Here is a 752-nt window from a genome sequence, read left to right as displayed (position 1 = left end):
GAATATAATTTCAAAGATGTTGTTGAGGGATTCAATTCATACATAACCCGAGATGAATTGCCACTTGATAGAACAGATTTATTAGAAAATATATCAAGCATGGAAAAACTCTCTAAAGAAAATAACAATACAGAGATTTTTGAAGACTATTTACTTGCTCTACACGCAACAATCTCAAAGTTTTATGATTTATTAGGTGATGAAAATTTATCAGAAGAAATGAGTGAGAAAATCATTAATCCATTTGGCAAAAACGCTTTGAAAATATTCAAACGAGCTCAAGTATACTCGGGTTTTGGCGCTGCTATTGGAAAAATGGTAGATTTTAAGGTTATTAATGATATTAAAAGAATACCCGAACTCGTTGCTGGCATTAATATTGAAAACGGAATAGAGTTTATAGACCAAATAAACATATCTCTAGATGAGGTAGCAAAAGCAAGCAGAAAAATAGGTAACGCGCAGCGAACTTATTTTGTTTATTTCTTCAGGGAGTTATTAAATGAGGAATCAGACTCTTTCTTAAACCCTGAAATTTCAGCAGAAACAGCGAAGCAAAAATATATATCTCAATATGTTTAAGGATGTTATATGTGTCATTTACGTTCAATTAGTGAACATAATGAAGAAAACATTCATTTGATTTTGGACAAAAGAGAGTCAAATACAACTATTGATTTCTTCTTCGAAATATATGATAGAGATTATTATCAAATCGATATTCCTCTTGATTTTGATGAGCACTCTATAGC

1 protein-coding gene is annotated in these 752 nt (G+C 30.9%); it reads left to right on the top strand.

The window, feature by feature from the left end:
• Positions 1–582 (top strand): hypothetical protein (locus NNO02_RS23425; protein ID WP_271455895.1); only part of this gene is annotated, 582 nt, incomplete at its 5' end.
• Positions 583–752 lie beyond the last annotated feature (170 nt).

The sequence above is a fragment of the Citrobacter sp. Awk 2 genome (assembly GCF_028069815.1).
In the GTDB taxonomy this organism is placed as follows: Bacteria; Pseudomonadota; Gammaproteobacteria; order Enterobacterales; family Enterobacteriaceae; genus Citrobacter.
This window is presented reverse-complemented; position numbering and strand designations above follow the sequence as displayed.